Source organism: Actinomyces sp. 594 (genome assembly GCF_019325145.1).
Lineage (GTDB): Bacteria > Actinomycetota > Actinomycetes > Actinomycetales > Actinomycetaceae > Actinomyces.
Genome location: NZ_PIZC01000034.1, coordinates 14,819 through 41,669, shown reverse-complemented (window position 1 = coordinate 41,669; position 26,851 = coordinate 14,819). Strand labels below are relative to the sequence as shown.

Sequence of the window (26,851 nt, the reverse complement as noted above, 5' to 3'; positions counted from 1 at the left end):
GCGGGTCAGGCGGCGCGGTCCACCAGCAGGTGCGCGAACTGCACCATGCCATCACGTACCAGGGCCACCCTTTGCCGTGCGTCGGCAAGGGCCGCGTCACGTTCCTCTCCCGTAATGCCTCCGGCGTCCAGACGCTCTACGGTGCCGGCCAGAACCGCGTCCTCCAGGCCGTCTAGCACTGCGACGGCCTGGTCCGCCCAATCCATCGCCATCTTCCGGGTGCGGGCGAGAACCGGGTGGACGCGCAGCTGGGCCACGACGTCCGCCAGCACCGCATCGTCGGACAGGTCGGCGCCGGAGAGAGTGGCCAGGATCGACTGCCCGGCGGCGTCGAGCTCGCCCGCCGCCAGGGCCTGCCGCAGCAGCAGCACCGGCATGGTGTCCACGCCCTCCCGCAGGTCCGTGCCCGGAGTCTTACCGGTGGTGGCAGTATCGCTGGTCAGGTCGATGCAGTCGTCAGCGAGTTGGAAGGCCACCCCGATCTTCTCCCCGAACGCCTCCACGATCGCCTCGGTGGCCTCCCCCGCACGGGAGAGCATGGCGCCATAGCGCGCCGACACGGCAATGAGAGAGCCGGTCTTGTCCGCCAGTACTTGCAGGTAGTGCGCCACCGGGTCCGTACCTGCCGGGCGCGGCAGCGTCTCATGCAGCTGGCCCATGCACAGCCGCTCAAAGGTCTTGGAGTGCGCCAGCACCGCCTGCGGGCCGAGTGCGGCCACGAGCTGGGATGCCCGGGCCACCAGCACGTCCCCGGTGAGAATCGCCGCCGAGTTGCCCCATACCGTCTGGGCACTGGGGGCACCGCGGCGCAGGGGCGCCTCATCCATTACGTCATCGTGGTAGAGAGTGGCGATATGGGTGAGCTCGACGGCGACGCCCGCGTCCAGCACGGGTTCGTCGACCGCCAGGCCCGGGTCACCTAGGTGAGCCGTCAGCAGCGTGAGCACGGGGCGCAGCCGCTTCCCGCCGGCCGCGGCCAGGTGAGAGGTCGGTGCGTTAATGGTTTCGTCGGCGTTGCTGACGACCTCTAGCAGGCGCGCCTCAATGGCTTCGAGTCCCGGTACGATCCGCTCTTCGAGCTGCGGGAGGCTGAGGGGCAGCGTTCCAATCACGGTAGGAGCATAGCGGCGTTAGCCAGCGCCCCCGCTACGGCCTGGGGCAGGACGCCAATGAGCACGGTACCGACGGCCGCCAAGCCGATCGCCAGCGCAGTCGGCCCCATGGAGTCGACGACGGCCACCCGCTCCCCCTCCGGCTCGCGGAAGAACATGAGCACAATCAGTCGCATGTAGAAGAAGGCAGTGGCCACAGAGCTGATCACCGCGGCGACGACGAGCCAGGTAGCCCCGCCTACGACACCCGCGATAAACACCTCGAACTTCGCCACGAATCCGGCAGTCAGCGGGATACCGGCGAATGACAGCAGGAATACGGTCATGGCGCCGGCCAGCCAGGGACTGCGCCGCCCCAGACCGGCGAAGGCCTTCAGGTCCGTGGCCTCGGCGCCGGGGGCGCCGTCGTGGCTCTCCCGCACCACCGTGACCACCCCAAAGGCGCCGACGGTGGCGATGCCGTAGGTCAGGGCGTACAGCATCAGCGCACTCACGCCGATAGAGTTCCAGGCAATGATGCCGATGAGCATGTAGCCGGCGTGGGCTATCGCCGAGTAGGCCAGCATGCGCTTCACATCGGTCTGCACCACGCCGACCACGGTGCCCACGGCCATGGTCAAGATGGCAACAGCCCACAGGAACGGGGCCAGGTCCCAGCCCAGTACGCCGCCTACCACGTAGTAGAAGCGCACCAGGGCGAGGAAGGCAGTGGCCTTCACCCCGGCCGCCATGAAGCCCGTGACCGGGGTGGGAGCACCCTGGTAGACGTCCGGGCTCCAGGCGTGGAACGGCGCAGCTGCTGTCTTGAACAGCAGGCCGATGGTCACCAGCACGACCCCGGCCAGGGCCAGCCAGTCCATACCGAGCGCTCCCCCGCCGGCGATGGCGTAGGCGATCGCCCTGTAGGACAGCGAGTCGGACACCCCGTACAGGAAGGCGGCGCCCATCAGCAGGAAGGCCGAGGCGAATACTCCCAGCACGAAGTACTTCAGGGCGGCCTCCTGGCTGAGCAGGCGGCGGTGGCGCGCCATGGCCGCCATTATGTACAGGGGCAGCGAGACCAGCTCCAGGGTGACCAGCAGCGTGATCATGTCGTCCGCCAGCGGGAACAGCATCATGCCGCCCAGCGAGAACAGGGTCAGCGGGAACATCTCGGTGGACACCCAGCGGGCGTGCAGGGACTCGGCCTCCTCGGCGCTGCCGGGGCGGTCGGCGGCCTGGGCGGCGAAGGCGCCGTCGTCGGCGGTGGTGCGGTCGGCCATCACCAGGATGGCAAGCAAGCCGATCACCAGCACAATGCCCTGGGCGGCTACCCCGAAGGGGTCCTCCGCGATGCCGGTGGCCAGCTGGCGGCCGATGCCGGGGGACACGATGGACCAGCGGCCCGCCAGTGCCACGCCGGCGCCGAGAACGGCCAGCAGGCTCAGCATGGCCTGTACGACCGGGCGAGCGGCGCGGGGGACGAACGCCTCCGCAAGTACGCCGATGACGCCCGCAAGCAGGATGATCAGTACCGGGGTGAGGCCGGCCCATTCGATGACCGGGGCGGTGAGGCTCACTTCGTGTTCCCTTCTGCGATCACGACGGCGACGGCGGGGTCTGCCGGGGCGGGGGCGGTAGCCGAGACGGCCTGGGCCGCCGTGGTTCCGGTGGCATCCAGCGCAGCGGCAACCTGCGCCGCGACGTCCTCGAAGGCGTCGGTCAGCACGGCGGGCGCAAGCCCGAGTGCGAGCATGGCGGCGATAACCGGTACCAGCACGAGCTTCTCGCGGCCGTCCAGGTCGGCGCTGCCCACGCGCTCACGGGCGGGAGCGCCGGTGAACACCCGCTGGTAGGGCAGCAGCACGTACACGGCGGCGATGATGACGCCGAGCACGGCGATCATCCCGAGCGGCACCGACTCGGAGAAGGTGCCGGTGAGCACCATCCACTCCGGAACGAATCCGCTCAGCCCCGGCAGGGCGATGGAGGCCAGGCCGGAGATGAGGAAGGTGCCGGCGATCAGCGGCATGACCCGCTGGATGCCGCCGAGCTCGCTAATGGCAACGGTGCCGGTGCGGCGGGCGAGGAAGCCGGTAACCAGGTACAGGCCGGCGATCGACAGCCCGTGGGCGACCATGTAGACCATGGCGCCGGTCGCGGCGATCTGGTTGCCGATGAACAGTCCTAGCACCATGAAGCCGAAGTGGCTGATGGAGGTGTAGGAGATCAGCCGGTACAGGTTGTCCTGGGCGATGGCGGCCAGGCCCCCGTAGATGATCCCGATCACGGCCAGTACCAGCACTACCGGCGCGGCCCAGGCGGACTCGCGCGGGAACAGGGGCAGCACCAGCGCGGCCATGCCGTAGGTGCCGATCTTGTCCAGCACACCGATCAGCAGCACGGAGGTGCCCGGTGTGGCCTGCTCCGCGGTGTCCGGCAACCACGTGTGCAGCGGCACCATGGGTGCCTTAATGGCGAAGGCGACGAAGAAGGAGATGAAGATCCACCTCCCGGCGGCGGTGGATCCGCCTATCCGGCCGGTCAGGTTCTCAATCAGGTAGGCGCCCTCACCGCCGGGGCCGTAGACGAACAGTGCGACTACCCCCACGAGCATGACCAGCCCGCCTGCCAGCGAGTACAGCAGGAACTTCAGGGCGGCGCGACGCCGGCGCTCACCGCCGAAGCGCCCGATGAGGAAGTACACCGGCACGAGCATGGCCTCGAAGCAGATGTAGAACAGGAAGACGTCGCGGGCCGCGAAGATGACCACGACGAAGGCCTCCAGCACCAGCACCAGGCCGCTGAACAGGGACTGCTGGTCCGCGGGCACCTCTCCCCAGCTGGCCAGGAGCACAAGCGGCACCAGGAAGGCGGTCAGCAGCAGCATGGCCAGGCCGAGCCCGTTCACGCCCAGCGCCCAGGACACGCCCAGCAGCGGGATCCAGGAGTGGGTCTCGGCCAGTTGCGTGGCGCCGGCCTGGGCCATGTCAAAGCGGGTCAGCGCCCAGATGCCTACACCGAGCGTGGCCAGGGAGAAGAGCAGGCCGATGACCCGCCCCTGGCGCCGCAGCGGGGGCATCAGCCACAGCAGCAGTGCCCCGGCGAGCGGGACGACCGCCATGACAGTCAGGATGGGAAAGGTTTCATTCATGGGCTGCATGTGGTCGTGTCCTCTCAGAACCTGCTGGCCAGGACGGCGATAAGTGCTAGGACCGTCCCTCCGAGCATGTAGCCGGCGTAGGAGCGGACGTATCCGGACTCGGTGCGGGCGGTGAGCCGGCCGAGCGCCCCGGTTCCCTTGGCGAGCCCCTCTACGGCGCCGTCGACGACGTAGTGGTCCGCGGCCCCCGCGGCGAGGACGAGCCCCTGACCGGGCCGCATGGCTACTGCCTCGTTGATCGTGTCCTGGTACATGTCGTGGCGGGCGGCCTCCACCAGGAGGTTCGCGCGCTGCACCACCGTGGGCACGTCCCGCCGCACGTACAGGGCCCAGGCGACGACGACGCCGATAATCACCAGGGCGAGCGTGGCCCCCATGATCGCGGTGGCCGGGAGGACGGGCTCGCCGTGCGCGGCATGCCCGGTGACCGGCTCCAGCCAGGTGACGAAGGCGTCACCCATGGTCAGCGCCCCACCCAGGCCGAGGGAGAAGACGGACAGGATGATCAGCGGAAGCGTCATCATCCAGCCGGACTCGTGGGGGTGGACCTCACCCTCAATGTCCTTGGCGGTGGTCCACCGGGGGCTGCCGTGGAAGATCATGAAGAACAGCCGCGACATGTAGAAGGCGGTGAGCCCGGCGCCTAGCAGGGCGATGGTGCCCAGGATCCAGGGTCGGGCGCCTTCGCCGACGAAGGCGGCCTCAATGATCTTGTCCTTGGACCAGAACCCGGAGAAGGGCGGGATCCCGAGGATGGCCAGCCAACCGATTCCCATGGTGACCCAGGTGATCCTCATGGCGCGGTGCAGGCCGCCGAAGCGGCGCATGTTCACCTGGTCGCCCATCGCGTGCATGACGCTGCCGGCGCCCAGGAACAGCTGGGCCTTGAAGAAGCCGTGGGTGAGCAGGTGGAAGATGGCGAAGGCATAGCCGATCGGCCCCAGGCCGGCGCCGAGCATCATGTAGCCGATCTGGCTCATGGTGGAGGCGGCCAGCACCTTCTTCATATCGTCCTTGGCGCAGCCGATGACGGCGCCCAGCACCAGGGTGATGGCCCCGACGACGGCGACGGCCAGCTGGGCGTCGGGGGCGCCCTCGAATACGGCGCCCGAGCGCACGATCAGGTACACGCCGGCGGTGACCATGGTGGCGGCGTGAATCAGCGCGGACACCGGGGTGGGGCCCGCCATGGCGTCACCCAGCCAGGCCTGCAGGGGGAACTGGGCGGATTTTCCGCACGCCGCCAGCAGCAGGCTGAAGCCGATTGCGGTGAGCCATCCGGTGGAGATGGCCCCCTCCTGGGCGGCCGGCAGCACCGCGTCGTAGGCGACCGAGCCGACCTGCGCGATGCAGGCCATCATGGCCAGCAGCAGGCCGACGTCGCCGATGCGGTTCATGATGAAGGCCTTCTTGGCGGCGGCCGCGTTCTCCCGGCTGGTGAACTGCTCCGCCTGGGGGGCGTCGGCGTCGGCGGTGTTCCAGAAGCCGATGAGCAGGTAGGAGGCCAGGCCCACGCCCTCCCAGCCGATGAACAGGGCGATGTAGGAGTCGCCGAGTACCAGGGTGAGCATGGCGGCGATGAAGAAGTTCAGGTAGGCGAAGAACCGGCGCCGGTCCCGGTCATGGGCCATGTAGGCAACCGAGTACAGGTGGATGAGGAAGCCGACGCAGGTCACCAGCACCACGAAGGTCAGCGACAGCGGGTCCAGGCGCAGGCCCAGGCGCACGTCCAGGTCTCCGGCGCCGAACCAGCGCCACAGGGGCACGCCCACAACTCGGTCGGCGGCGTCCAGGCCCAGCACCTGGGCGAGGATGACCAGGCCGAGGCAGGCGCTGAATGCGGCGGCAGCCACGCCCAGCCAGTGGCCCCAGGCGTCGGCGGCCCGGCCGAGCAGCAGCAGGATGGCGGCGCAGGCCGCGGGCACGGCTATCAGCAGCCAGGCCAGCGCGGCCGCACCGGTGGCGGGCGCGGCGGCACCAACCACGGACTGGCTCGCGAGCAGCCCGGTGGAGAGCACGAGAGGGGATGCGGTCATGATCTCGGCTCCTTCAGTGCTTGAGCAGGTTCAGGTCGTCAACCGACGTGGACCTGCGGGTACGGAAGATGGACACGACGATGCTCAGTCCGACGACGGTTTCCGCCGCGGCCACGACGATGGCGAAGAACGCGAACACCTGCCCGCTCAGGTCCCCGTACATGCGGGAAAAGGTCACCAGCACGAGGTTGACGGCGTTGAGCATCAGCTCCACGCCCATCAGCTCGATGATCGCGTTGCGCCGCAGCAGCACGGTCAGGGCACCCAGGGTGAACAGCACCCCGGCGAGCACAACATAGGCGGTAATGGGGACGCTCACTTGTGCTCCTCCTCGGTTTCTGCCGGCGCTTCACCGGCGGCCGCAGAGCCGGGCGACGCGGCGGCTGCCGCCGGGGCGACGGGCTGGGTGACAACGGGCGCGGGGGCGCCCGGCATTGCCGGCATGCCTGAGCGACCGACGGTGGCGTCCTCCCGCTGAGTGATGCGACCGGCGCGCTGAGCCGCGCCCATCTCCGGGGACACCTCGGACAGCTCCAGCGCCTGGTCCCGTACCCGCAGCACCCGCGGCACGGACTCCTCCAGCGCCTCGCCGGAGGCCGCCAGGGCGGGTGCGGCGGCGCTGTTGGTGGCCGCGTAGACGCCGGGCATGGGCTTCTGCCCCGGGTGGGTGCCGGAGCTGGCATACGCCCGCATCCGGGCGTCCACCCGGTCGCGCTGGGACAGGCGGGGGCGGACCCGCTGCCGGTGGGTGAGGGTCAGTGCTCCAACCGCGGCAGTGATCAGCAGGATCCCGGTCAGCTCCATGGTGACCACGTGGTCGCCGAACAGGACCACTGCGAGCGACTGGGGGCTGGCTTCGTCGCCGTCGGCCAGGCCGACCGCGGTGGGGAAGGCGGTTCGCCACACAACCGCGGCGATCACAGCCACCAAGCCGACTCCGAACAGCGTCAGCAGCCACTTGGTGGCTGCGTTGTGGGTGGCGACCGGCTCGTCTCCGCCCACACCCACAAGCATGATCACGAACAGCACCAGCGTCATCACGGCGCCGGTGTAGACGACCACCTGGATGACCCCCAGGAAGGGGGCCTCATTGGCGACGTAGAGTGCCGCCAGGCAGATCATGATCAGGATCATGCTCACGGCGGCGTTCACGGCGCGCTTCGCGGTCAGCAGGATCAGGCCACAGGCAACCATGATGACGGCCACGACGGCGAACAGGACCGTCTCACCGCCGGACAGGGTGCCGTCCGCGGTGAGGGTCGCGGGCAGGGGGTTCATGAGCGTCATGAGTGCACCGCCTCCTTCGGGGCCTTCGCGGGTGCGGGAACCGTGCGTACGGAGGTGAGCGTGGGGTCATCGGGGCGGTTCTCACGCACCCAGTCGACCTGGTCCTGCGTGGGGCCGGTGACGGCACCCCGGTAGTAGTCGCCATCCTCGGTGCCCTCCACCATTGGGTGGGGGGCGGCCAGGGCGCCTTCGGGAACTGGCGCCAACAGGTCCTGCTTCTCGTAGATGAGGCCGGAGCGGGTGGGGCCGACCAGCTCGTCGATCTCGTGGGTCATGGTCAGCGCGCGCGTGGGGCAGGCCTCAATGCACAGGCCGCAGAAGATGCAACGCAGGTAGTTGATCTGGTAAACGCGGCCGTAGCGCTCGCCAGGTGAGTACTGCGCCCCCGGCGCATTGGGCGCGGCCTCGACGTAAATGGCGTCTGCGGGGCAGGCCCAGGCGCACAGCTCACAGCCGATGCACTTCTCCAGGCCGTCGTCGTAGCGGTTGAGCTGGTGGCGCCCGTGGTAGCGCGGCATCAGCACCGGCTTCTCGAAGGGGTACAGCTCCGTGACGGTGGGGCGGAAGATGGAGGACAGCGTGACCCCGTAGCCGGCCACGGGGGCGAAAACGCGTCCCAGGGCGCTGGGCTCGTCGCGCAGCCACTGGTCGTGGTCGGCGCCCTCCCGGTCCCCGGGGCGGGACTCCTGGGGTGTTGGGTCAGTCATCGGTTCCCTCCTGAGCGGTGACGTCGGAGTCGGTGGCAGCCGCAGTCAGGGAGACGTCGCTGGCGGCGTCGAGCACCGGTGCGGCAGAGCGGCGGGCGCGGCGGGCACGCGGTGACGGCGGCAGCTTCTGGCCCGGCAGCGGCGGTACCGGGAAGCCCCCGGCAAAAGCGTCCAGTTCCTCACCCGGAACGGTGACGGCATCCGTGTCCGCCAGCTCCCGGCCAGTACCGGCAGCGGGGAGGTCCTCGTCCTCCTCGCCCGCGGGCAGCACCAGCAGGATCACCATGGCCACCAGGAAGATGGCGGCCAGCACCAGCAGCAGCCCCTGGGTGGAGCCACCGGAGAAGGACCGGTAGCCCTGCACGATGGCGACCAGCACGAACCACACCAGGGCGACGGGGATGAGGAACTTCCAGCCGAACTTCATGAAGTGGTCGTAGCGGATGCGCACCAGCGTCCCGCGGGTCCAGATCATGAAGAACATGACGCACCAGACCTTGAGGATGAACCACAGCATCGGCCACCAGCCGGAGTTGGCGCCGTCCCAGAAGCTGGCCAGGATGAAGGAGCGCCAGCCGCCGAGGAACAGGGTGGTGCACACGGCGGAGACGTTGAACATGTTGATGTACTCGCCCAGGTAGTACCAGGCGAACTTCATTGAGGAGTACTCCACCATGTGGCCGGCAACCAGCTCACCCTCCGCCTCGGGCAGGTCGAAGGGCAGGCGGTTGACCTCACCGACCATGGAGACCACGTAGATCAGGAAGCTGGGGATCATGGCCACGCACCACCACAGGCGCTCCTGCGCGCCGACGATGCCGGAGGTGGACATGGTGCCGGAGGCGAGGAAGACCGTCAAGATCGACAGGCTCATGCTCAGCTCATAGGAGATGACCTGCGCAGCCGAGCGGACAGAACCGAACAGCGGGTAGGTGGAGTGCGTGGACCAGCCTCCCAGGATGATGCCGTACACGCCGAATCCGGTGATCGCCAGCACGTACAGCACGGAGACGGGGAAGTCCGTCAGCTGCAGCGGCGTGGAGTGGCCGAACATGCTTACCTGCGGGCCGAAGGGGATCACCGCGTAGATCATGAAGGCGCTGAAGGCAGCGATGACCGGGCCCAGGATGTAGATGAGGCTCTCGGCACCCTTGAGCCAGAAGTCCTCCTTCATGATCAGCTTGGCGGCGTCCGCCACCAGCTGCGGCAGGCCGAGCGGACCGTTGACATTTGGCCCGGGCCGGGTCTGCATGCGCCCCAGGACGCGCCGCTCGGCCCAGATGGCGACGATGACGCTAAGGATCAGGAAGACCATGATGAACACGGCCTTGATGAGCGTCAGCCACCAGGTCTCCTCGGTGAAGTCGGCGACCACGCCGCCGCCCTGCGCGGCGAGGGCCGCCGGGACGCGTGAGCTGCTGGCAATTCCGATCGGGTTCACTGGGCCACCTCCGGGCTGTCCGCAGTGGTGAGTGAGAGGGACACACGGGCGCCGTGGCCGACGCCGAGGCTCTGGCGCACCGTGGAGCCGGGCGAGCACTCCGGCAGCCAGACGGTCCCGTCGGGGACTGCGCCGACAGCGGCCGGAAGCGTAATCGTGCCGGCCGCGGTGGTCACGTCGACTGCTTCGCCGCCGACCAGGTGCAGCCGAGCAGCCAGGTCGGCGCCGACACGCGCCGTGGGCCGCAGGCCCGTGGCGGCCAGGAAGGGCTCACCGTCCTGCAGGCGGCCGGCGTCGAGCATGGGCTTGTGGGTGGCCAGTACGGCGTCCAGGCCACTGACCGTGGAGCGGCCGGGCGCCTGTGCCGAAGCGTCTGGGGCCTCAGGAGCCGGGGTGAAGCTGACCCGGGGGCGATCCCCGCCCCACAGGCCCAGTGCGTCCACCTGTGCGTGCACCTCCTGAAGCGTGTCGACCTCGAGGTCCACGCCCATCTCGGCGGCCAGGGCAGCCAGCACCTGCCGGTCGGTGCGGGCGCGGGACACGTGAGCCTGCCCGAAGGGCCGCACGCGTCCCTCCCAGTTGACGAAGGTGCCGTTCTTCTCCCCCGGCGGGGCCACCGGCAGCACCACGTCGGCGTGCTCGCTGACCTCGCTGCGGCGCACCTCCAGCTGGACGGTGAAGCCGGAGGATGCCAGGGCGGTACGGGCCAGCCCCGGATCGGGGAAGTCGCGCAGGTCGACGCCGCCGACCACCAGCCCACCGAGCTCACCGTCGGCCAGCGCGTGCAGTATGGCAGTGGTGTCGCGTCCAGGCTGCGCGGGCAGCGGGTCGGGGGCGCTGATACCGCCAGGCGGGGCCCACAGCTGCTGCACCTCGGCACGGGCGGCGGCGTCGGAAACGGGGCGCCCGCCGGGCAGCAGGTGCGGGAGCAGACCCGCCTCAATGCCGCCGCGCTCACCGGCGCGACGCGGCACCCACGCCAGGCGGGCGCCGGTCGCATTGGCAAGCGTGTCCACCACGGACAGCAATCCGGGAACCGCCGCGGCCCGCTCCCCCACCAGGATGGTGGCACCCTCCCCGCCCAGGGCCCGGGTCAGCTCGGGGTGGGTCTGGGACAGCAGGGCGACGGCGCGCGCCTCAGTTCCGGGGACGGCCAGGACCACTTCGGCGTCGAGCTTGCGCGAGCCGGCCGAGCGGAGGCTGGCCACGGTGGCGACCTTGACGCCGCCGGCGCGCACGCCCTTGCGCAGGCGCAGGAACAGGGACCCGCACTCGTCCTCCGGCTCCAGGGCGATCAGCAGCACCTGGCCGGCGCTCTCCAGCGACCGGTAGGTGACCGTGCCCAGGCCGGTGCCCGCCACCCGGGCGGCCAGGAAGGAGTCCTCCTCGGAAGAGTGGGCGCGCACACGCTGGTCGATGTCATTGGTGCCCAGCACGGTGCGGGCGAACCGGGACCAGGCCCAGCCGTCCTCAAGGGTCAGGCGAGCTCCTGGCAGCAGGCCCACGCCGCCGTCCCGGCGCGCCCCGGCGAGTCCGCGGGCGGCCACGTCCAGGGCGTCGGACCAGGAGGTGGGCACCAGCTCTCCGCTGGCCTCATCGCGTACGAGCGGGACGTCCAGGCGGTCATCCAGGGATGACCAGGGGAAGGCGAAGCGGTCCTTGTCGGTGATCCACTCCTCGTTGACCTCGGGGTCGTTGCCGGCCAGGCGGCGCAGCACCACGCCGCGGCGCATGTCCACGCGCAGGGCGGAGCCGGAGGCGTCGTGCTCGGTGACGGTGTCCGTGGAGACCAGGTCCATGGGGCGGGCCCGGAAGCGGTAGCGGGCGCTGGTCAGGGCGCCGACGGGGCAGATCTGGATGATGTTGCCGGAGAAGTAGGAGGCGAAGGGCCGTCCGGACACGTCCAGCTCCTCGGCCCCACCGAGCGTGCCCGGACCATATACGGTGCCGTCGACGACGCCGGGCTGCCCACCGGGGCCGGCGAGGTCGTCCTCGGGGACCAGGTGCTCCCCGCCGCGGACGGTCTGGGTGTGCCCCGAGGCGACGGCCGCGGGATCGTGGAAGTCCAGGACGCCGGAGTCGAAGCGGCCGATCTGCTCGGAGTAGAGCCCGCCGGTGACCTCCCCGCCGGCGTGGCCGCCGCCGCGTCCCTGCAGGGTGATGAAGCGGTCACCGGCGATCTGGTCGGCGAAGCGCACGCAGCGCTGGCACAGGATGCAGCGGTCGCGGTCGAGCAGGATGTTGCTGGTCAGGCGCAGCGGCTTGGGGAAGGTGCGCTTGACGTCGGTGAAGCGGGTGGCCGCCTGCGCGCCGGAGGTCATCAGCTCCAGGGCCTGGTTCTGCAGGGGGCACTCGCCGCCCTTGTCGCACACCGGGCAGTCCAGTGGGTGGTTGATCAGGAGGAACTCCATGGTGCCGGCCTGGGCCTTGGCGGCCACCTGGCTGGTGGCCTGGGTGGAGACCTCCATCCCCTCTGATGCGGTCATGGCGCAGGCGGGCTGCGGCTTGGGCATGGGGCGCACGACGCCGTCGCGCCCCGGCATGGCGACTTCCACCAGGCACTGGCGGCAGTTGGCCGAGGGCGCCAGCAGCGGGTGGTCGCAGAAGCGGGGAATGCGCACGCCCACCTGCTCCGCGGCCCGAATCAGCAGCGTGCCCTTGTCCACCTCGACGTTCATGCCGTCGATCGTGATGTTGACCGTGTCAGTCATCTGGTCACCGTCCGCTCTGAGCCTGGCTGTTGACAATGGAGGAGGCCGCGTGGGGGAACAGCTCGGCCGCGGGTGTGGTGTAGCCGGCCTCGAACTCGCTGCGGAAGCGCTTGATGCCGGAGAGCACCGGGGTGGCGGCGGCGTCGCCGAGGGCACAGAAGGAGCGGCCGGAGATGTTGGCGGCGATGTCCTCCAGCTTCTCCACGTCGCCGGGCTCGCCCAGGCCCGCCTCCAGGCGGGTCATGATCTGCCGCATCCAGTAGGTGCCCTCGCGGCACGGGGTGCACTTGCCGCAGGACTCGTGCTGGTAGAACTCGGTCCACCGGGACACCACGCGAACCACCGAGACCGTGTCGTCGAAGACCTGCAGGGCGCGGGTGCCGAGCAGCGAGCCGGCACCGACCACGGACTCGTAGTCGAGCGGGACATCCAGCTCCTCGGGGCCGAAGATCGGGGTGGACGAGCCGCCCGGCACCCAGAACTTCAGCTCGTGGCCCGCCCGGACACCGCCGGCCAGTTCAATCAGCTCGCGCATGGTGATGCCGAAGGGCGCCTCGAACTGCCCAGGATTGGCCACGTGCCCGGTCACGGAGAACAGGCCGTGCCCCTTGGAGCGCTCGGTGCCCATGGATGAGTACCAGGCGGCGCCGCGGGCCAGCACCCCGGGCACGGAGGCGATGGTCTCGACGTTGTTGATGACGGTGGGGCGGGCGTACAGGCCCTGCACCGCGGGGAACGGGGGGCGCAGGCGCGGGTGGCCGCGGCGTCCCTCCAGGGAGTCCAGCAGCGCCGTCTCCTCACCGCAGATGTAGGCGCCTGCACCGGCGTGGGCGACGATCTTGAGCGGCTGGCTGCCGTCCAGGCCGAAGCCGTCGTCGAGCAGGCCGGCGTCGGTGGCGTCGTGGATGGCGTGCAGCAGGCGGCGGTAGGCGTGGGCGACCTCGCCGCGCACGTACACGAAGGCACGGTCGGCGCCGATGGCGCGGGAGGTGATGGCTACGCCCTCCACCAGGGCGTGCGGGTTGGCCATCAGGGTGGGCATGTCCTTGCAGGTGCCGGGCTCGGACTCATCGGCGTTGACCACCAGGTAGCGGGGCAGGCCGTCCGGGGCGGGCAGGAAGGACCACTTCAGCCCGGTGGGGAAGCCGGCGCCGCCGCGGCCGCGCAGGTTGGAGGCCTTGACCAGCTCGATCAGCTCTGCCGAGCTCATGGTCTTGGCCCGGGCCAGGCCCCGGTAGCCGCCGGCCTCCCGGTAGGCGTCCAGCGTCCAGGAGCGCTGCTTGTCCCACATGTCGGTGACGACCGGGGTGAGTGTTCCCGGCGCGGTGAAGGCCGGCTCTGCGGAGCCGGGCGTCTGCTCACTCACTTGTCCTCCTCCTGGGTGGGTGCCGTCCAGTCGTGTTCACGGGCCAGCCGCAGGCCGCGCAGGCTGGACTCGCCGGCGGCAACGCCCTCGTCGGCACGGCCGTCCTCGAATCCGGCCAGCAGCCGCTCGTTCTCCCGGAAGGTCGGCACGGTCTCCGGGCCACGGGTGGGGGTCACGTCCTCGCCGCGCTCCAGTCGTGTCACCAGGTCGACGGCGGAGGCGGGGGTCTGGTTATCGAAGAACTCCCAGTTGACCATCACCACGGGGGCGTAGTCGCAGGCCGCGTTGCACTCCACGCGCTCCAGGCTGATGCGGCCGTCCGCGCTGGTCTCGTCGCTGCCGAGCCCGGTGTGCTCACTGACGGCCTGCCAGACCTCGTCGCCTCCCATGACGGCGCACAGGGCATTGGTGCAAACACCCACGTGGTACTCCCCCGCGGGGTGGCGGCGGAACTGGCTGTAGAAAGTCGCCACGGCGGAGACCTCGGAGCGGGTCAGCTCCAGCTTCTGGGCGACCAGCGCGATGCCGGCCGGAGAGACGTAGCCGTCCACGCTCTGCAGCAGGTGCAGCATGGGGATGATGGCACTGCGCTCGTACCCGGACGGGTAGCGGGACATGATCTCGGCGATATCGGCGTCCAGCTGCGCGGCCACGTCCGGGGCGTAGCCGAGCGCGATCCCGGCGGCGTCGGCCGGGGCAGGGGTGTTCTCAAGGGTGCTCATTAGCGGTCCACGCCTCCCAGGACGGGGTCGATCGAGGCCAGGGAGGGCACGACATCGGCGATCATGCCGCCCTCGCTCATCATGGCCAGCGATTGCAGGTTGGAGTAGGAGGGGTCCCGGAAGTGGACCCGGTAGGGGCGGGTGCCGCCGTCGGAGACGGCCTGGATGCCCAGGACGCCCTTGGCGTGCTCAACCGTCTGGTACACCTGCCCGGCAGGCACCCGGAAACCCTGGGTGACGAGCTTGAAGTGGTGGATCAGGGACTCCATGGAGGTGCCCATGATCTCCTTGACGTGCTCCAGGGACTGCCCCTGCCCGTCGGTGGCGACGGCCATGCGGGCGGGCCAGGCGATGGTCGGGTCGGCCACCATCGTGGTGTTGGAGGGGTCGTCCCCGCGCCCGGCGATCTCGTCGAGCCGATCCAGTGCCTGGGAGACGATCTTCAGGGACTGGTAGCACTCGTCGAAGCGGACCCGCAGCCGGTTGTAGCAGTCGGAGCGGTCGTACACGGGGACCTCGAAGTCATAGGTCTCATACCCGCAGTAGGGGCGCAGCTTGCGCATGTCCAGCGGGTAGCCCGCGGCCCTGATGCACGGCCCGGTCAGCCCCATGGCCATCGCGGCGGAAAGGCTCATCTCGCCGATCCCGACGAACCGGGACTTCAGGATCGGGTTGGCCATGAGCAGGGACTCCAGCTCGCCCAGGTCGTTCTTGATGTTCGGCATGACCGAGCGGACGAAGTCGGTGAAGCCCTCCGGCAGGTCCTGGGCCAGGCCGCCGGGGCGCACATAGGCGTGGTTCATACGCAGCCCGGAGGCCATCTCGAAGGCGCGCAGGATGTTCTCACGGCACCGGAAGGAGATGGTCATCAGCGTGGTGCCGCCCATCTCGTTGCCGGCCGAGCCGATGGCCACCACGTGGCTGGCGATGCGGTTGAGCTCCATGAGCACCACGCGGGCCACGGTCGCCTTCTCAGGGACGTCATCGGTGATGCCGAGCAGCTTCTCCACCGCCAGGGCGTAGCCGACCTCCTGGAAGAAGGGGGCCACGTAGTCCATGCGGGTTACAAAGGTCTCCCCCTGCACCCAGGTGCGGTACTCCATGTTCTTCTCAATGCCGGTGTGCAGGAAGCCCGTGCCGGCACGCAGCTCGGTGACGGTCTCCCCGTCGGTCTCCAGCACCAGGCGCAGCACCCCGTGCGTGGATGGGTGGACCGGGCCCATGTTGACCACTACGCGGTCGCGCTGGAGGCGGTCGGCCTCGTCGCGGGCGGCGATCTGGGCGGCGATGTCATCCCAGTCCCCGCCGCTGGCGGTGAACTGGGGGGCGCCGTCGGTGAGGTCATCGGTGGCGGGGCCGGTGGCGTGCAGTGTGCTCATCAGCGGTATGACCTCCGGGTGTCGGCGGTAGCGGTTGAGGCGCCCTTGTACTCCACGGGGATGCCTCCGAGCGGGTAGTCCTTGCGCTGCGGGTGCCCCACCCAGTCGTCGGGCATGGCCGAGCGCGTCAGGTTGGGGTGGCCGTCGAAGACGATGCCCATCAGGTCCCAGGCCTCGCGCTCGTGCCAGTCATTGCCCGGATAAACCGGTACCAGCGAGGGTACGTGCGGGTCGGATTCGGGGCAGGTGACCTCCAGGCGCAGGTCACGGGCGCCGTGGGTCAGGGAGATCAGCTCGTAGCAGGCGTGCAGCTCGCGGCCGGCGTCGCCCGGGTAGTGCACGCCGGTCACGCCCAGGCACAGCTCGAAGCGCAGGTCCTGGTCGTCGCGCAGCGGGCGGGCCACGTCCAGCAGGTGCTCGCGGGTGATGAACAGGGTCAGCTCGCCGCGGTCCACCACCACCTTCTCAATGGCCGCGGCGGGGTCCACCCCGGCCTCCGTGAGGTCCTCGATGAGGGCGTCGACGACGTCATCGAACCACTCCCCGTAGGGGCGCGTGGACGCCGGGGCGAGGGCGACCACGCTGGTGGTGCCCCCGTAGCCGGTGGTGTCGCCGGCGTCACCGGCGCCGAACTGGCCGGTGTGCGTGCCGATGACCTCCAGCCGCAGCTCCTCGCGCACCGGCTGGCCGGCAACCTCCGGTACGGCGGCGGCCTCGGCGACGGCGTCGGAAACGGCGTTGTTCTCAGCGTTCCCAGCGTTGGCGGTCATGCGAGCAGACCCTTCATCTCGGCGGTGGGGACGGCCTTGAGGGCGGCGGCCTCAACGGCGCGGGCGATCTCCTCGCGGTGGGCGAAGATCGGCTTGCGCTCGATCTGGCGGGTGAGCTCGAGCATGGCACCCAGCAGCATCTCCGGGCGCGGCGGGCAGCCGGGCAGGTAGATGTCCACCGGGACGATGTGGTCGGCGCCCTGGACCACGGCGTAGTTGTTGAACACGCCGCCGGAGGAGGCACAGGCCCCCATGGAGATGACCCACTTGGGCTCGGGCATGGAGTCGTAGACGTTGCGCACTACCGGCGCCATCTTGTGGGAGACGCGGCCGGAGACGATCATGACGTCGGCGTGGCGCGGCGAGGCGCGGAAGACCTCCCAGCCAAAGCGGGCCATGTCGAAGCGGGGCGTACCGGTGGCCATCATCTCGATGGCGCAGCAGGCCAGGCCCATGGTCACCGGCCACAGCGAGCGCGCCTGCGCCAGGTCGGCCAGCTTCTCCACGGTGGTGAGCATGAAGCCGGGCCCCTCAACGCTCTCCAGCGCCTGCGCCTGCAGGTCATCCCGCTTGGAGGGGATGTGGAGCATCTTCTCGTTGTACTCACGCATGTTCATCGGGCTTGCTCCCTTACTCCCAGTCCAGGCCGCCGCGGCGCCACTCCAGGAGGTAGGGCACCGTGATCAGGGCGATGAAGGCGAGGGCGGCGCTCAGCCCGAAGAAGCCCAGCTGCGTGAAGGCGGTGGCCCACGGGTAGAGGAAGACGACCTCGACGTCGAAGATGATGAAGGTCATGCCGACCAGGTAGAAGGACACGGGGAACCGGCCCTGGTCGATGTTGGTGGGGGTGGGGTCAATGCCGCACTCGTAGTTGGCGACCTTGACCCGGTTGTGCCGGTTCGGGCTCAGGATCGCAGACAGCACCAGGCCGCCGATGGCGACGACCATGGCGACTGCCGCCATGATGAGCAGGGAGACGTACGGGTTCATGCTGCCGGCACCATCCTTGTCAGAAGTTGGATGAAGTGGTCGATTCCGTCGCCGCCGCGGCGCTCCCAGCCATCGGACAGGAGCTTGGCGACGAGCCGCATGAGGCGCTTGCGCGGCAGCCCGTAGCGGGTGCACACGCGCATCACCTCAGGGTGCTCAATCAGGGCGACGAAGATGCGCCCGAGCGTGTAGTAGCCGCCCATCTGCGCCTCCAGGGCGGCGGGGTACTGGGCCAGGGCGAGCTCGCGCCCGGATGCCGTGGTGCGGGCCGCGGCCTGCGCGGCAGCCTCGGCGGCCAGGCGCCCCGCCATAAGCGCCTGGGCGATGCCCTCCCCGTTGAAGGGGGAGACCATGCCGCCGGCGTCGCCCAGCAGCATGAGCCCGTCGGCGTAGTGGGGCTTGCGGTTGAAGGCCATGGGCAGGGCAGCGGAGGCGACGCGGCCCACCCGGTTCTCGGGGCTGAAGCCCCAGGCGGCAGGCACGTGCTCCAGCCAGCGGTTGAAAACGGCGCGGTAGTCGATGCCGCGTGCAGAGGCCGCGGCCGGCGTCGAGGCCACCGATCCCAGGCCCACGTTGACCAGGCCGTCACCCACGCTCCAGATCCAGCCGTAGCCGGGCAGCAGGTCGGAGCGCCCGGCGGGGCCGTCCCACAGCTCCAGGCGGGACTCCATCCAGGCGTCGTCGGCACGCGGGGAGCGGAAGTACGCGCGCACGGCCACTCCCAGCGGCCTGCGCTCGTTCTTCCGGCGGCCCGCGGCGGTGGCCAGGCGGGCGGAGACACCGCCGGCGTCCATGACCAGCGGGGCGCGCACGGTGGCCGGGGCCTCGATACCCGGCTCCGGGCTGCGCGGGGTGGGAGCGATCCTCACGCCGGTGACGCGGCCCGCGGCACTGGTGACCGGCTCAGTTGCGGTCACGCCGTTGATCAGGCGGACGCCGGCGGCTACGGCGCGGGTGGCCAGGTCCCGATCCAGCTCGCTGCGGCGCCGGGCCAGGCCGTAGGAGGGCAGGCTGGGCTGCTCCGGCCAGGGGATGTGCAGAAGGTGTCCGCCACCGATTACCCGCAGCCCCTGGTTGCGCTGCCAGGTGGAGGTGTCCACGCCCATGCGCACCAGCTCGCGCACGGCAGCGGGGGTGAGCCCATCGCCGCAGACCTTGTCCCGCCCGAGCTCCTGACGCTCCAGCAGCAGCACGTCCAGTCCCAGCCTGGCCAGGTGGTAGGCGGCGGAGGAGCCCGCGGGGCCGGCGCCCACAACTACGACGTCAGCACTGAGATCGCCTGCGGCTGCTGCCATTACTGCGCGCCTCCTTCGCGTGCCACTCGTGCGGATCGGGATGTTGGAACTGTCCTGCGACTGCCGGGGAGGGCAGCCGGAACCCGGCAGCCCTGCAACAGACCGGGACCTGCCGAGACATTACCGGCTGACCTCGGCTAGTCATCCGCAGGCTCCGCCAGCACCCTCGCCGACCCCGGTTATTCCCCGCGATTTCCATAATAACGCGAAGACATACGGAACGCCCGCGAGAACGCCGCGACGGCACTAGACACGCAATTAGAGATACCTACCCTTGCGAATTAGCGCCGTCGGCGCAGGGCCGCCCACCCGGGGGCGGGGCCCGCTCCGGAGCGGGCCCCGGATCTGCGAGGATCACCCCATGAGCCGAGCCTCCCTAGCCAAGGACCCCCGTGAGGTCGCGGGCATGTTCGATGCCGTCGCCCGCCGCTATGACCTGACCAATGACGTGATGAGCCTGTGGCAGGTGCGCATGTGGCGCGCCGTAACCCGCGCCGCCGTCGCCGCCGGCCCCGGCATGCGGGTGCTGGACCTGGCCGCAGGCACCGGCACCTCCGCCGCCGACTACGCCGCCGCCGGTGCGGACGTGGTTGCCTGCGACCTGTCTGCGGGCATGGTGGCGCAGGGGCGTCTGCGCCACCCGGAGATCGAGTTCGTGGTCGGTGACGCCACCGACCTGCCCTTCGCCGACGCCACCTTTGACGTGGTCACCATCTCCTACGGGCTGCGCAATGTGCAGGACACCGCCAAGGCGCTGGCGGAGATGACGCGCGTGACCCGTCCGGGCGGGCGCCTGGTGATCGCGGAGTTCTCCACACCCGTGAATGCGGCCTTCCGCCGCCTTTACCGCTTCTACCTGGGCACGGCCCTGCCCGCGGCCGGAAAGCTGCTGTCCTCCAACGCCGATGCCTATAGCTACCTGGGCGAGTCAATCCTGGACTGGCCGGACCAGGAGGCCCTGGCGGAGTTGATCCAGCGCGCCGGCTGGCGCACGGTCGGCTACAAGAACCTGTCCGGCGGGATCGTCGCCATCCACCGCGCCACCAAGCCGGAGGTACCCGCGGCCAGCAGCGCCGGCAACGCCGCGCCGACGGCCCCGGAGGCCTGAGGTGACCGTGGCGGTACCCGCGGGGACCTCCGCCGGCGGCCTGCGACTGCCTGCGGCGCAGGCCGCCGCCGCTCCGCCGCGCATGTCCTTCCGCACGGTCGCACTACCCGCCGGCAGCATCACCCCGGAGGGCGGCGGCGGCACGGGGCTGCTTGAGCTGCTGGCCGGGCGCCAGGACCCGGTGTCCTGGGTGCGTCACGGGCGCGGGCTGGTCGGCTGGGGACGCGCGCTGTGCCTGGAGGCCGCCGGCACCGACCGGATCGAGGCGCTGCGCGCCGCCTGGCGGGCCACGGTCTACGCCTCATGGTGGCGCGACGCCCTGGTACGCCCGGGCACCGGGCCGGTCGCGCTGGGGACCATCGCCTTCTCCCCCGACTCCGCCGCCGCCTCGGTACTCATCGTGCCGCGCGTGATCGTGGGTCTGGATGACGCCGGGGCGTGGCTGACCACTGCCGTGGCAGAGGGCGAGGCGCACCCGGACGCGGCGGAGGTCCTGGCCCAGATGCGACCACCAGCATCCGGAGGGGCAACTGCCTCCTCCCCCGGCGCCCCCGTGATCTCGCCCGGGGCGCTGTCCGAGACCGACTACCTGGCCACCGTCGCAGAGGTACAGCGGCGCATGACTGCCGGGGAGGCCCGCAAGGTGGTGCTGGCGCGGGATCTGCTCGTAACACCGGCCGCACCCCTGGCGACCGGCGACCTACTGCGCCGACTGGGCGCGAGCTACCCGTCCTGCTGGACCTTCGCCGTGGACGCCATGGTGGGGGCGACCCCGGAACTGCTGGTGCGGCTGGAGAACCGACATCTTGCCAGCCGGGTGCTGGCGGGTACCGCGCGCCGTCACCCGGGCGACGCGGCGGCCCGCGCGCGCGAGGCCGAGCGGCTGGCGGGCTGGCTGGCGGCTTCGGCCAAGAACCGGGCCGAGCACGAGCTGGCGCGGGCCTCCGCGATCTCGGTCCTGGAGCCCCTGTGCTCCACGGTGGAGGCACAGCCGCCGCGGGTACTGACGCTGCCGAACGTGCTGCACCTGGCCACCGACATCACCGGCGTGGTTGCCGGGGACACCGGGGCGTTGTCCCTGGTGGGCGCGCTGCACCCCACTGCGGCCGTATGCGGCACCCCCACCGCCGCGGCCGCCCGCATCATCGCCGAGGTGGAGGGCATGGACCGGGGGAGGTACGGCGGCCCCGTGGGCTGGGTGGACTGGCACGGCGAGGGCGAGTGGTGCATTGCGCTCCGCAGCGCCGCCCTGCCGCCGGGCGGGGCGGGCCCGCAGGCGCCGGCGCGAGTCTTCGGCGGCGGCGGGATCATGCCCGACTCGGTGCCGGCCGACGAGCTGGCCGAGACGAAGGCCAAGATGCGCCCCGTGCTGGCCGCCCTGGGCGCGAACATCTAGCCGTCCAGCGGGAAAAGTGTCACAGTCTGCACCACTTTCCTTGGTGGATCGTTCGCGCCGCACCAGGAAAACCCCGTAATCATGCGGATCACGCGCCAGGCTGCGGTTACCGGGATCGGGAAAGTGGTGCATTTCGTGCCAACGCATGGCCTCAAGGGTGCTCGAAGTACAGTTTCGGGAGTCCTGGCACAAGCCGTGCGCCTTGCGGTCGGCCCTGGCGGACGGCCCACCTGGCGGAGTCGGTAAGCGCAGCAAGGCCTGGTCCGCGAGGATCAAGCGGCGGACCGGGCTATCGGCGCCACCTCCCGGCACCTGCAGCTCAGCCCGCACGCGCTCCGCTACTACAAACATGTTGGACTGGCCACCGCCACACGCGACTCGGTCGGTCACCGGCGCCGCACCCCGGCGACTATTCGTCGCTTGCTTCTCCTTACCCGTATGCAGGCCTCGGGCGGGTCGAGCATGGGGGCCAGGGCGAAGCCCTCATCGGCTCGCTCGCCGGCATCAACATCGGCATCTGTCAGCGCGGCATCGATCGCACCCAAGCACGTGGACCGCTGGACCCGCACTGTCCCCGTTCCCGATTCGTGATTATGTGCGTGGTCGGTTAAGGTTAGGCGTCCTTCCCCAACCGGAGGTCCGCCCATGACCAGCAGCCCGGCGCCCGACCAGCAGTCGCACTATCAGCACTCACCGTACGCGAGCAACGGTGACCGGCCGCGCCGCTATGACGTACCAACGTGGCGGAAGGCCGCCTACTACGGCGGAGCCTTCCTCCAGGGACTCGGCCTGCTCATGTTCTTCAGCGTCTTCATCGCCGGCTTTGGCGCCTTCGCCGGGATCGGTGACGTATTCGGCTCCGGCGACCACACGGCTATCGGAAGCGGCATCGGCCGCGTCTTCCAGTTCTTCCCCGTGGCATTCCTGGGAGTCTTAGTCATCAGTGCCGGCCAGTGGCTGCGACGCGTGGGCAGGCAGGGTCTGGCCGGCGCCGGCGTGGTGCTGTCGCCCCAGGGCGAGGCCCGCGACGCCGAGCCGTGGAAGCGCTCGGAAGGCGCTCAGGACCAGATGCGGCTCGAAGAGTTCCCTGCCCTGCAGGCGGCGCTTGAAGGCGCTTCCAAGCCGGCCGAGTCCCCGGCACAGGTGGTCAGGCTGCGCTGCCGGTCCTGCGGTTACCTGGAGACGGAGGACGCCACCTTCTGCTCCCAGTGCGGCCAGCGGATCTGACCCGCACCTAGCCTGGACGCCGACCCGCGCCTACCGTGGGGGGCATGAGCGAACTCACCGACTCCCCTGCATCCCCCAACGCCTACCTCGAGCTGCTACTGGCCTCACTGGACCGCTCCCGCGAGCGCTTCGACCGCGCCCTCGACGGCGTGAGCCTGGAGCAGGCGAACACGCAGCCCACCCCGCAGCTCGCCCCGCGTATCGACTCCCTGAGCTGGCTGGCCTGGCACACCGCCCGGGAGATCGACCTGCAGATCTCCGCCCTGGCGGGCATCGAGACGCTGTGGACATCCCGTGGCTTCAAGGAGCGTTTCAACCTGCCCCTGCCCGATGACACCGAGGACTGGCGCCACACCCCGGAGCAGGCGGCACTGGTGCGCGTGGAAGACCTCACCGTCCTGACCAGCTACCTCGACGCCGCCTATGACCTGGCCCGCGACTACCTGCGCTCACTGCACCCGCAGGCGCTTGAGGAGGTCATCGACCGCGCCTGGACGCCGCCGGTGACTCGCGGGGTGCGGCTGGCCTCAATCATCGACGACGCTGCCCAGCACTCCGGGCAGGCCGTCTACACCCACCGGCTGCTGGGTCTGCCCGGCTGAGCGACCCTTGCCCGCGTCAGTCCACCGCCTCACCGCGGCGGAACACCGTGACCGGGTTCAGGTCCGCGTCGGTTACCACCACGTCGGCCCATAGACCGGGCTCCAGCGCGCCGACGGAGTCCTCCCCGAGGATCTCCGCGCCCTGGCAGGAGGCGGCGAAGACGGCGTCAACCAGGTCTACCCCGCCGCGCCAGGTGGTGCGCACGACGTCAATCAGGTGCGCCGTGCCGCCGGCCAGTGCCCCGCCCTCGGTCAGGCGGGCCACCCCGGCGGAAACCGTGACGGCCTGGGAGCCGAGCACGTAGTCGCCGTCGGGCACGCCGGCGGCGGCGAGCGCGTCGGTGACCAGCACGACGTTCTCCCGCCCCAGCGTCTCAAACATGTCCCGCACGATGGCGGGGTCCAGGTGGACGCCGTCACCGATCAGCTCCACAATGCACTCCCCGCTCGCGGCGGCGGCTAGGAACTCCGGCACGGGTCCGGGCTTGCGGTGGTGCATGGGGCGCATGCCGTTGAACAGGTGGGTGGCGGTGGCGCGGGCGGAGCGAGCCGGCTCACTGGACGCCGCGCGCGCGGCGATGCGGGCGGAGGCGTCGGCCAGGGCGGCGCGCACGGGGGCGGCCTCGGCATCGGTGTGGCCGAAGGAGGGCAGTGCGCCGCCGTCGATCAGCGCGGCGACCACGCCGTCGTCGCCCGCGATGTGCGGCTTCTCGGGGGCGATCGTCATGGTGGCCACGTGTCCGCGGCCGAGCTCGATCAGCTCGCGGGTGAGGGCAGCGTCGGGGTCCGTGATGTACGTGGGGTCCTGAGCGCCGCAGCGCTCGGCGGACACGAACGGTCCCTCGAAGTGGATCCCGGCGAGCTCGCCGGCGTCGCACAGGTCGGCCAGTACTCGCGTGCGCGCCTTGAGCACCTCGGGGGCGGCGGTGACGCAGGAGGCGACCAGGCTCGTCGTTCCGTGCCGGCGGTGCTCACGGACGGCGGTCATGGCCTGGGCGCGGGTCTCAGCGTTGGGGAAGGACTCCCCGCCACCGCCGTGGCAGTGCACGTCAACCAGGCCGGGCAGCAGGTAGCCGCCCGCCGGGGCGCTGCGGGCCGAGGCAAGCAGATCCGCCCAGCCGGCCCGAGCGGCCTCCGGGGCCGGCCCGACCCAGGCGAGGTGACGTGCGGCGATGACGACGACGCCGTCGTCAATGATCTGCATTGGTGTGACCACGCGTCCACGTAGGGCGAAGGGGGTATCGGCGGCTGCGGCGGAGGCCGCGGTGGAGCGCGGCTTGGAAGAGACCGACGCGGAGCCTGTGGGTGTGGCGGCACTGCTCATGCAGCGAGTCTACCGCAAGAACCCGCAGACATCAGATGTCTGTTGTCTTGCCGGGTTGGTTCCGCTGCGGCCGCCAAGCCGCGGCATTCAGCGGCTCAGTCTGCGCTCCACGCGCCGCACCACCCGGTCCACCGCGGCATCCAACCGAGCCGAGCGGCGGGCGCCGTCGGCCCACAGCAGCCCCTCCCCCACGGGACGCACGGCCACCACTCGCCCCCGGTCCACCAACAGCGGCCGGAACATGCCGTTGGCCGCCGGGCAGATCAGCCGCTCACCGGCGGCGTCGGTCAAGCAGAGCCGGTCCTTGTAGCCCACGTGCAATTCGTCGAAGGACGGCAGGAACAGGGTGCGGCCGACGGCGCGCGCATTCGCCTCCAGCAGTTCGGGCAGGTCGGCGCGCAGGTAGAGCACGTCGCGCCCGGGCCCCGCCCCCGCATCGGCTCCGAGCAGCCGGACGCTCCCCCGCAGCCCGCCCTCCGCACGGGCGCGCACCAGCGGCACGCGAGCGGCGGCCGGGTCCACCGGGTAGGCGGCGGCGTTCGTGACTTCGACGGCGTCCTCGAGGGCGCGCGTGGCCTGCGCCAGTGGCAGCGTGGTCCAGCGGGCGAGGTCGGCGGCACTCACCGGCCCGTGACTGGTGGCGTAGCGGCGGGCGATCTCCGCCAGGGCGGCGCCATGCCCGCCAGTACCGCGCGCGGCTCCCCCGCTGCCTCCGGGGCCGGTCTCGGCACCCGGCAGGGCGCGGGCGTCCACGATCAGGTGCTCGTTGCCGCGCCTGGGCCCCTGCACCAGTACGCCCTCACGCTGCAACCGCACCAGCAGGTGCCGCCGGTGCCAGGTCCCCGGGGTGGATGCGTCCGCCGAGTCAAGCAGGCCGGCCTCCTGCCAGGCCTCGATCAGTCGGGAACGCGCCGTCGGCCCCTCCGCCTGTATGAGTGCCAGAGCGGTATCGGCGGCGCTCCGCAGGAGAGCGTCGTCGATGCCCAGGCGCTCCTCGCTCTGTCGCGTCCAGGCATCGGTGCGGTGCATGAGTGCCTCGCGCAGCCAGTGGTGATCGGCGGTGGTAGTGATGTGGACGGTGCCGCGCATGGGCCAGGAGCGCACCAGGTGGCCACCGGCGAATGCGGCGTCGACGTCGGAGCCGGTGGCGCCGTCGGCCCGGATGATCAGCGCGTGCGGGACGGCGGAGGGCTGCTGGCCCTGCATGGCCAACTGACGGCGCACCGTCTCGACGACGTCGGGGGCGGTGGTGGCGGGAACGAGACCCTGGGCGAGAATGCGCAGGTAGGACATCTCGCGCGGGGCGGCAACGGGGCGTGCGGCGGGCATGGGCAGATGCTAAGCGCCCGGCGAGGGTGCGGCACGATGAGGAGAGATAACGGCGCACGCGCCGTGATTCCGGCCCGGTCCCGTGCCGCCGGGGTGGTGCCGGCCCGTCAGAACAGGCGGGAGGAGGGGTCGTCCAGGCCCCGCATGGCATCGTAGTCCAGCACCACGCAGCGGATGCCACGGTCCTCGGCCAGCACGCGCGCCTGCGGCTTGATCTGCTGGGCGGCGAACACCCCGCGCACCGGCGTCAGCAGCGGGTCGCGGTCGAGCATGTCCAGGTAGCGGGTCAGCTGCTCGACGCCGTCGATGCCGCCCACCCGCTTGACCTCCACGGCCACCGCGGCGCCGGCGGCGTCACGCACCAGCAGGTCGACCGGGCCGATGGGGGTGGGGTACTCGCGGCGCACCAGGCGGAAGCCGGGGCCGAGCACCTCCACCTGCTCTGCGAGCAGCTCCTGCAGGTGGGCCTCGACCCCGTCCTTGGTCAGTCCGGGGTCGACACCGAGTTCCACGCTGGCGTCCGAGACGATCTCGAACAGGCGGATGACCAGGCGGTCGTCGGTCTTGGCTGCGGTCACCTCCCAGCGGGCCGTAACGCCGACCTCGGTGTCCTCCTCATCCGGGGCGACCTCCGCCAGGCGGGCGGGCGGGCTCATCCAGTTCAGCGGCTTGTAGGAGCCGCCGTCGGAGTGGACCAGCACCGAGCCGTCGGCCTTGACCATGATCAGGCGGGTGGCCCGGGGCAGATGGGCATCCAGGCGACCGGAGTAGTCCACGGAGCAGGAAGCGATGACGACGCGCACCCCGGCAGCCTACCCGCACCCCTCGCCCCGACGCTCACGCATCCGGTCGGCACCCCACTCACCGAAACCGGCACTCGTAACACGCCGAAACCGGCACTATTGAC

General features: G+C 70.6%; 24 protein-coding genes. 5 read left to right on the top strand and 19 right to left on the bottom strand.

Annotation, left to right across the window (positions count from 1 at the left end):
- Positions 1-5: 5 nt before the first annotated feature.
- From GZ998_RS04670 to GZ998_RS04595, 16 genes are all read right to left on the bottom strand, one after another.
- Positions 6-1,112 (bottom strand): polyprenyl synthetase family protein, encoded by a 1,107-nt coding sequence (locus GZ998_RS04670; RefSeq protein ID WP_162679854.1) that lies wholly within the window; start codon positions 1,110-1,112, stop codon positions 6-8.
- The gene (gene nuoN, locus GZ998_RS04665) at positions 1,109-2,671 is read right to left on the bottom strand and encodes an NADH-quinone oxidoreductase subunit NuoN (protein WP_219109182.1); all 1,563 of its coding nucleotides are present in this window, start codon (positions 2,669-2,671) and stop codon (positions 1,109-1,111) included. The genes GZ998_RS04670 and nuoN overlap by 4 nt, the downstream gene beginning before the upstream one ends.
- The gene (locus GZ998_RS04660; RefSeq protein ID WP_219109181.1) at positions 2,668-4,254 is read right to left on the bottom strand and encodes an NADH-quinone oxidoreductase subunit M; all 1,587 of its coding nucleotides are present in this window, start codon (positions 4,252-4,254) and stop codon (positions 2,668-2,670) included. The genes nuoN and GZ998_RS04660 overlap by 4 nt, the downstream gene beginning before the upstream one ends.
- Before the next feature lie 14 nt (positions 4,255-4,268).
- Entirely contained in the window at positions 4,269-6,290 is a 2,022-nt protein-coding gene (gene nuoL / locus GZ998_RS04655) for an NADH-quinone oxidoreductase subunit L (protein WP_219109180.1), read from the bottom strand.
- A gap of 13 nt (positions 6,291-6,303) precedes the next feature.
- A complete protein-coding gene (nuoK, locus tag GZ998_RS04650; protein ID WP_161924621.1) occupies positions 6,304-6,609 on the bottom strand; it encodes an NADH-quinone oxidoreductase subunit NuoK in 306 nt (101 codons plus the stop codon).
- Positions 6,606-7,577 carry an NADH-quinone oxidoreductase subunit J gene (locus GZ998_RS04645; protein WP_219109179.1) on the bottom strand — a complete coding sequence of 324 codons (972 nt, stop codon included), beginning with the start codon at positions 7,575-7,577 and terminating at the stop codon, positions 6,606-6,608. Before GZ998_RS04645 ends, nuoK begins: the two co-directional genes overlap by 4 nt.
- A complete protein-coding gene (gene nuoI, locus GZ998_RS04640) occupies positions 7,574-8,284 on the bottom strand; it encodes an NADH-quinone oxidoreductase subunit NuoI (RefSeq protein WP_162679859.1) in 711 nt (236 codons plus the stop codon). Before nuoI ends, GZ998_RS04645 begins: the two co-directional genes overlap by 4 nt.
- Positions 8,277-9,725, bottom strand: a complete 1,449-nt coding sequence (nuoH, locus tag GZ998_RS04635; protein WP_219109178.1) for an NADH-quinone oxidoreductase subunit NuoH — start codon at positions 9,723-9,725, stop codon at positions 8,277-8,279. The genes nuoI and nuoH overlap by 8 nt, the downstream gene beginning before the upstream one ends.
- Positions 9,722-12,436, bottom strand: a complete 2,715-nt coding sequence (locus GZ998_RS04630; RefSeq protein ID WP_219109177.1) for an NADH-quinone oxidoreductase subunit G — start codon at positions 12,434-12,436, stop codon at positions 9,722-9,724. Before GZ998_RS04630 ends, nuoH begins: the two co-directional genes overlap by 4 nt.
- 4 nt (positions 12,437-12,440) lie before the next feature.
- On the bottom strand, positions 12,441-13,727 hold the full coding sequence (nuoF, locus tag GZ998_RS04625; RefSeq protein ID WP_162679903.1) for an NADH-quinone oxidoreductase subunit NuoF: 1,287 nt from the start codon (positions 13,725-13,727) through the stop codon (positions 12,441-12,443).
- Positions 13,728-13,798: 71 nt separating this feature from the next.
- Positions 13,799-14,524, bottom strand: a complete 726-nt coding sequence (gene nuoE, locus GZ998_RS04620) for an NADH-quinone oxidoreductase subunit NuoE (RefSeq protein WP_161924626.1) — start codon at positions 14,522-14,524, stop codon at positions 13,799-13,801.
- The gene (locus GZ998_RS04615; RefSeq protein ID WP_162679862.1) at positions 14,524-15,903 is read right to left on the bottom strand and encodes an NADH-quinone oxidoreductase subunit D; all 1,380 of its coding nucleotides are present in this window, start codon (positions 15,901-15,903) and stop codon (positions 14,524-14,526) included. Before GZ998_RS04615 ends, nuoE begins: the two co-directional genes overlap by 1 nt.
- On the bottom strand, positions 15,903-16,673 hold the full coding sequence (locus tag GZ998_RS04610) for an NADH-quinone oxidoreductase subunit C (RefSeq protein WP_219109176.1): 771 nt from the start codon (positions 16,671-16,673) through the stop codon (positions 15,903-15,905). The genes GZ998_RS04615 and GZ998_RS04610 overlap by 1 nt, the downstream gene beginning before the upstream one ends.
- Positions 16,670-17,290 (bottom strand): NADH-quinone oxidoreductase subunit B, encoded by a 621-nt coding sequence (locus GZ998_RS04605; RefSeq protein ID WP_161924628.1) that lies wholly within the window; start codon positions 17,288-17,290, stop codon positions 16,670-16,672. Before GZ998_RS04605 ends, GZ998_RS04610 begins: the two co-directional genes overlap by 4 nt.
- Before the next feature lie 13 nt (positions 17,291-17,303).
- A complete protein-coding gene (gene ndhC / locus GZ998_RS04600) occupies positions 17,304-17,663 on the bottom strand; it encodes an NADH-quinone oxidoreductase subunit A (RefSeq protein ID WP_219109175.1) in 360 nt (119 codons plus the stop codon).
- A complete protein-coding gene (locus GZ998_RS04595; protein ID WP_219109174.1) occupies positions 17,660-18,958 on the bottom strand; it encodes a geranylgeranyl reductase family protein in 1,299 nt (432 codons plus the stop codon). Before GZ998_RS04595 ends, ndhC begins: the two co-directional genes overlap by 4 nt.
- Before the next feature lie 361 nt (positions 18,959-19,319).
- On the opposite strand from GZ998_RS04595, the gene GZ998_RS04590 reads away from it, so the two are divergent.
- From GZ998_RS04590 to GZ998_RS04570, 5 genes are all read left to right on the top strand, one after another.
- Entirely contained in the window at positions 19,320-20,066 is a 747-nt protein-coding gene (locus GZ998_RS04590) for a demethylmenaquinone methyltransferase (RefSeq protein WP_219109173.1), read from the top strand.
- Position 20,067: 1 nt separating this feature from the next.
- The gene (locus tag GZ998_RS04585) at positions 20,068-21,462 is read left to right on the top strand and encodes an isochorismate synthase (RefSeq protein ID WP_308807161.1); all 1,395 of its coding nucleotides are present in this window, start codon (positions 20,068-20,070) and stop codon (positions 21,460-21,462) included.
- A gap of 258 nt (positions 21,463-21,720) precedes the next feature.
- Positions 21,721-22,053: a MerR family transcriptional regulator gene (locus tag GZ998_RS13475; RefSeq protein ID WP_219109237.1), complete on the top strand. Its 333-nt coding sequence runs from the start codon at positions 21,721-21,723 to the stop codon at positions 22,051-22,053.
- Between the two features lie 54 nt (positions 22,054-22,107).
- On the top strand, positions 22,108-22,689 hold the full coding sequence (locus GZ998_RS04575) for a zinc ribbon domain-containing protein (RefSeq protein WP_219109172.1): 582 nt from the start codon (positions 22,108-22,110) through the stop codon (positions 22,687-22,689).
- A 44-nt stretch (positions 22,690-22,733) separates the two neighbouring features.
- On the top strand, positions 22,734-23,291 hold the full coding sequence (locus tag GZ998_RS04570; RefSeq protein ID WP_219109171.1) for a DUF664 domain-containing protein: 558 nt from the start codon (positions 22,734-22,736) through the stop codon (positions 23,289-23,291).
- 16 nt (positions 23,292-23,307) lie between these two features.
- Here GZ998_RS04570 and GZ998_RS04565 read toward each other — a convergent pair whose 3' ends face one another.
- The 3 genes from GZ998_RS04565 to nucS form a co-directional block, all read right to left on the bottom strand.
- The gene (locus GZ998_RS04565) at positions 23,308-24,495 is read right to left on the bottom strand and encodes an N-acetylglucosamine-6-phosphate deacetylase (protein ID WP_257505199.1); all 1,188 of its coding nucleotides are present in this window, start codon (positions 24,493-24,495) and stop codon (positions 23,308-23,310) included.
- Between the two features lie 207 nt (positions 24,496-24,702).
- Positions 24,703-25,944, bottom strand: coding sequence for a DNA glycosylase AlkZ-like family protein (locus GZ998_RS04560; protein ID WP_219109169.1), 1,242 nt, complete (start codon positions 25,942-25,944; stop codon positions 24,703-24,705).
- A gap of 107 nt (positions 25,945-26,051) precedes the next feature.
- On the bottom strand, positions 26,052-26,747 hold the full coding sequence (nucS, locus tag GZ998_RS04555; RefSeq protein ID WP_219109168.1) for an endonuclease NucS: 696 nt from the start codon (positions 26,745-26,747) through the stop codon (positions 26,052-26,054).
- Positions 26,748-26,851 lie beyond the last annotated feature (104 nt).

Excerpts from the sequence above, each read along its gene's own strand:
- GZ998_RS04660 (WP_219109181.1), bottom strand. The coding sequence starts at position 4,254 with ATGCAGCCCATGAATGAAACCTTTCCCATCCTGACTGTCATGGCGGTC.
- nuoL (WP_219109180.1), bottom strand. The coding sequence starts at position 6,290 with ATGACCGCATCCCCTCTCGTGCTCTCCACCGGGCTGCTCGCGAGCCAG.
- GZ998_RS04645 (WP_219109179.1), bottom strand. The coding sequence starts at position 7,577 with ATGACGCTCATGAACCCCCTGCCCGCGACCCTCACCGCGGACGGCACC.
- nuoI (WP_162679859.1), bottom strand. The coding sequence starts at position 8,284 with ATGACTGACCCAACACCCCAGGAGTCCCGCCCCGGGGACCGGGAGGGC.
- GZ998_RS04630 (WP_219109177.1), bottom strand. The coding sequence starts at position 12,436 with ATGACTGACACGGTCAACATCACGATCGACGGCATGAACGTCGAGGTG.
- nuoF (WP_162679903.1), bottom strand. The coding sequence starts at position 13,727 with ATGTGGGACAAGCAGCGCTCCTGGACGCTGGACGCCTACCGGGAGGCC.
- nuoE (WP_161924626.1), bottom strand. The coding sequence starts at position 14,524 with ATGAGCACCCTTGAGAACACCCCTGCCCCGGCCGACGCCGCCGGGATC.
- GZ998_RS04615 (WP_162679862.1), bottom strand. The coding sequence starts at position 15,903 with ATGAGCACACTGCACGCCACCGGCCCCGCCACCGATGACCTCACCGAC.
- GZ998_RS04610 (WP_219109176.1), bottom strand. The coding sequence starts at position 16,673 with ATGACCGCCAACGCTGGGAACGCTGAGAACAACGCCGTTTCCGACGCC.
- GZ998_RS04605 (WP_161924628.1), bottom strand. The coding sequence starts at position 17,290 with ATGAACATGCGTGAGTACAACGAGAAGATGCTCCACATCCCCTCCAAG.
- ndhC (WP_219109175.1), bottom strand. The coding sequence starts at position 17,663 with ATGAACCCGTACGTCTCCCTGCTCATCATGGCGGCAGTCGCCATGGTC.
- GZ998_RS04595 (WP_219109174.1), bottom strand. The coding sequence starts at position 18,958 with ATGGCAGCAGCCGCAGGCGATCTCAGTGCTGACGTCGTAGTTGTGGGC.
- GZ998_RS04590 (WP_219109173.1), top strand. The coding sequence starts at position 19,320 with ATGAGCCGAGCCTCCCTAGCCAAGGACCCCCGTGAGGTCGCGGGCATG.
- GZ998_RS04575 (WP_219109172.1), top strand. The coding sequence starts at position 22,108 with ATGACCAGCAGCCCGGCGCCCGACCAGCAGTCGCACTATCAGCACTCA.
- GZ998_RS04570 (WP_219109171.1), top strand. The coding sequence starts at position 22,734 with ATGAGCGAACTCACCGACTCCCCTGCATCCCCCAACGCCTACCTCGAG.
- GZ998_RS04565 (WP_257505199.1), bottom strand. The coding sequence starts at position 24,495 with ATGCAGATCATTGACGACGGCGTCGTCGTCATCGCCGCACGTCACCTC.
- GZ998_RS04560 (WP_219109169.1), bottom strand. The coding sequence starts at position 25,944 with ATGCCCGCCGCACGCCCCGTTGCCGCCCCGCGCGAGATGTCCTACCTG.